The organism is Nostoc sp. (genome assembly GCF_035638895.1).
Taxonomy (GTDB): Bacteria; Cyanobacteriota; Cyanobacteriia; order Cyanobacteriales; family Nostocaceae; genus Nostoc.
The window spans coordinates 1-3,213 of sequence record NZ_DASQZC010000462.1; the positions used below are offsets into that span (position 1 = coordinate 1).

Sequence of the window (3,213 nt, forward strand, 5' to 3'; positions counted from 1 at the left end):
TTAAATGACCGCTTACCAGTGCAGTATATTGCCGGAGTTACACCTTGGCGTAACTTTCAAATTGCAGTGTCAAGTGCGGTTTTGATTCCCAGACCAGAGACAGAATTCTTAATTGATTTAGCTTTAGCATCTGCCAGTAATGCATCAGGACACTGGGCTGATTTAGGCACTGGGAGTGGAGCGATCGCTTTGGGACTAGCAGATGTCTTGCCAGCAACAATTCATGCTGTTGATTACAGTTTAGAAGCTTTAGCGATCGCCCAAACCAACGCCCGTAATTTAGGTTTTGCTGACCGGATTAAATTTTATCAAGGTTCCTGGTGGGAGCCACTGACATTTCTCAAAGGTCAGTTCAGTGGTATGGTGTCGAATCCTCCTTACATACCCACCAGTACCTTACCTAGTTTGCAACCAGAAGTAGTTAACCATGAACCACATCTAGCTTTGGATGGTGGCACTGATGGCTTAGATTGCATTCGCTATTTGATAGAAATCTCCCCTAGTTATTTGCAAGCTGGCGGCGTGTGGTTAATTGAGATGATGGCAGGGCAGGCGGATGCAGTGCGAGAACTTTTACAAAATCAAGGTAGCTATTGTAAAATTCAAATTCATGCGGACTTAGCTGGAATTGAACGCTTCGCTCTAGCTTATAAAAGTTAGGAGTGATGGTTATGAAAATTGCTCACTCCTAACTCCTGTAGAGACGCGATTAATCGCGTCTCTACTCCTAACTTTGTAAACATGACACAAGTTTCTTTAACAAATCTTATAGCTGGGGCACGCGCTGGGCTTTTGGTGAGTTTTCCCACGGATACTGTTCCTGCGCTTGCAGCGATACCAGAAAAAGCAGGATTAATTTTTGCGGCGAAGCAACGCAGTCAAGACAAACCTTTGATTTTGATGGCTGCTAGTGCTGAAGATTTGTGGCTGTATGTTAAAGGCGATGAGCACGAGTATAAAGTTTGGCGAGAACTAGCAGATAAATATTGGCCAGGAGGGCTGACTTTGGTTTTACCAGCTTCAGATCGCGTGCCAAAAGTTATGAACCCTATCGATCCAACGACAATTGGTATTCGAGTCCCCAACAGTGCGATCGCTCAAACTATTTTGGCGCAAACAGGCCCGCTTGCTACTACTAGCGCCAATTTTTCTGGTCAGCCGCCTTTGCAAACAATGGCAGAAATTGAGGTTCAGTTCCCCAAGGTTCTGACTCTAGAATACCAGGGTGAAATACCAGGCGCGGGTGTACCTTCCACCGTTGCTAAATGGACAGGAATAAATTGGCAGATTTTGCGGCAAGGTGCGATAGAGTTAGATATTTCGAGTGATAACTAAATATAGGTCGCTATAATGTTGTCTTGCTGCTTTTAACAACAGAGAAATCTGGAACTTTGGTTTGCGCTGTTGTGGTTAATTAACAAGTTAATAATTGCCAAATTATGAATTGGAGCAACTGGATATATCTAGGAGCAGGAATAGCACTAGGTGTGATTTTCCGTCAGTTATTTGTGCGAGCGCCTAATGCATCTAGCTCATCCCCAGTAGCGCCATTAGATCAACAGGATATGCCACCAATATCGCAACAGCTACAGCAAACGCAGCTGGCATACCTTATGGCAAGGGAAATGAGCCAGTTTAAAGCTGGTTTTTTGGCACGGACTACCCATGAATTGCGATCGCCCCTCAGTGGTTTGATCGGCTTACATCAGTTAATTTTGTCGGATTTGTGTGAAGATCCGGCTGAAGAGCGAGAATTTATTGCCCAAGCTTACGAGCGAACGCTGAAGCTACTCAAGTTGATGGATGAAATTCTCAGCGTTGCTAGAACTGAACACGGCACTAATAAATTAGATATTCAGCCTAGACCATTAGCCCAAATTTTGGAAGATGTTCATAAATTAACTTATATGCTGGCTGCCAATCGCAATTTTCCCTTGCAATTGTTACCCGCCGACCCAGAAATTTATGTTTTGGCAGATTACCTCTGGCTCCGCCAAATATTGATAAGTTTAATAGACACTGCCATTACTCAGATGGAGGAAGGCAGCATCTGTATTTCTAGCAGCACAGTGCCTACAAGTAATTTTGTAAAAATTTGGTTGGATGTACCAACCCATGCCATACCCTGGAGCGAACCGATTGATTTAATTAAATCTGAAGATCAGCCACCCGGTATTGACCAAGAAAACGCTGCTCTTTCCCCAGGAATGAGGCTATTAATCAATCAAACTCTGGTGGAAGTTATGGGAGGAAAGTTAGAAATCTTGCCCTTGACGATTGCGAAGGAATCACATCAAGAGATTAGTCGACTACAAATCTCTATCCCCCTAGTGATTCCTGAAACTGAACTTCCGTAGCAGGAACGAAAGCAAGGTTAGATTGGTTGTGTAACACCATCGTAGTGGTGGTATTGGGTTGAAAACCAATCTTTTCGTAGAAACCCTGCTGTTGAGTAGTCATCAAGTAAACGCGCTCAACCCGCCTCATGCGGGGATGACTCAAAACGGTTTCTACTAACTTGCTTCCCAGCCCACTACTTTGATACTCTGGATGAATCACAACATCCCAAATTGTGGCGCGATATATGCCATCAGATGTTGCTCTAGCAAAGCCAATGAGGCGATCGCGATCGCAGACGGAAATCACTGGCTCACTGTTGGCAATGGCTATACCTAAATCTTCAATACTGCGACCTTTTGCCCAGAAAGCTGAAACATTTAACAGTTCTTGAAGTTGGTAAAGGTCAATTTCAGACTTGCAATAGCTAAATTGAATCTGAGACTCGTTCATTATGGCATCCACTTTTGGCAGTATCTTTGTATATTTAAGCCATATTTTGCTAGAAAATGCTGTACGTGTATATGTATATGCAACGAGAAAGAAAGTTTAATCATCTATCCCAATATTTAATGACAAACCCATTTCCATAGAGGATGAGTTGGCCCCTGCTGACGTATCCGATAAACTTGTTTTTCCAAACGTTGTTTTTCCTGCTCTGGTAGTCCGAGTAAGATATTTCGACTTTGCCAAACTAAAACAGCAGCAGTCATCCCAATACAAAAAGCTAAACCGAAGGTAGACAGTGGATGGTAGAAGAGTCCATATCGCACCGCTACCCAGGTAAAATATTGTTCCCACAGAGAAATTTCTGCACGTAGACCCCACAAGCTAACAGGTGCAATGGTGAGCCACAAAAAGCCCACAAACAGCCAC

At 43.6% G+C, this 3,213-nt stretch carries 4 protein-coding genes and 1 pseudogene; 3 read left to right on the forward strand and 2 right to left on the reverse strand.

Annotation, left to right across the window (positions count from 1 at the left end; genetic code table 11):
* From prmC to VE944_RS23315, 3 genes are all read left to right on the forward strand, one after another.
* Nucleotides 1–660, forward strand: a 660-nt coding sequence (gene prmC, locus VE944_RS23305) for a peptide chain release factor N(5)-glutamine methyltransferase (protein WP_324982579.1), incomplete at its 5' end; no start/stop codon positions are given.
* Between the two features lie 81 nt (nt 661–741).
* Complete coding sequence (locus tag VE944_RS23310; RefSeq protein WP_324982582.1) at nt 742–1,335, forward strand: L-threonylcarbamoyladenylate synthase; 594 nt, start codon at nt 742–744, stop codon at nt 1,333–1,335.
* A 104-nt stretch (nt 1,336–1,439) separates the two neighbouring features.
* Nucleotides 1,440–2,357 (forward strand): sensor histidine kinase, encoded by a 918-nt coding sequence (locus tag VE944_RS23315; protein WP_324982585.1) that lies wholly within the window; start codon nt 1,440–1,442, stop codon nt 2,355–2,357.
* Here VE944_RS23315 and VE944_RS23320 read toward each other — a convergent pair.
* Nucleotides 2,320–2,790 carry a GNAT family N-acetyltransferase gene (locus tag VE944_RS23320; protein ID WP_324982588.1) on the reverse strand — a complete coding sequence of 157 codons (471 nt, stop codon included), beginning with the start codon at nt 2,788–2,790 and terminating at the stop codon, nt 2,320–2,322. The genes VE944_RS23315 and VE944_RS23320 overlap by 38 nt on opposite strands.
* A gap of 116 nt (nt 2,791–2,906) precedes the next feature.
* Nucleotides 2,907–3,213, reverse strand: a pseudogene (locus VE944_RS23325) (hypothetical protein); the annotation flags it as partial.

Coding starts and splice junctions, on each gene's coding strand:
- VE944_RS23320 (WP_324982588.1), bottom strand. CDS start 2,790: ATGAACGAGTCTCAGATTCAATTTAGCTATTGCAAGTCTGAAATTGAC.
- VE944_RS23315 (WP_324982585.1), top strand. CDS start 1,440: ATGAATTGGAGCAACTGGATATATCTAGGAGCAGGAATAGCACTAGGT.
- VE944_RS23310 (WP_324982582.1), top strand. CDS start 742: ATGACACAAGTTTCTTTAACAAATCTTATAGCTGGGGCACGCGCTGGG.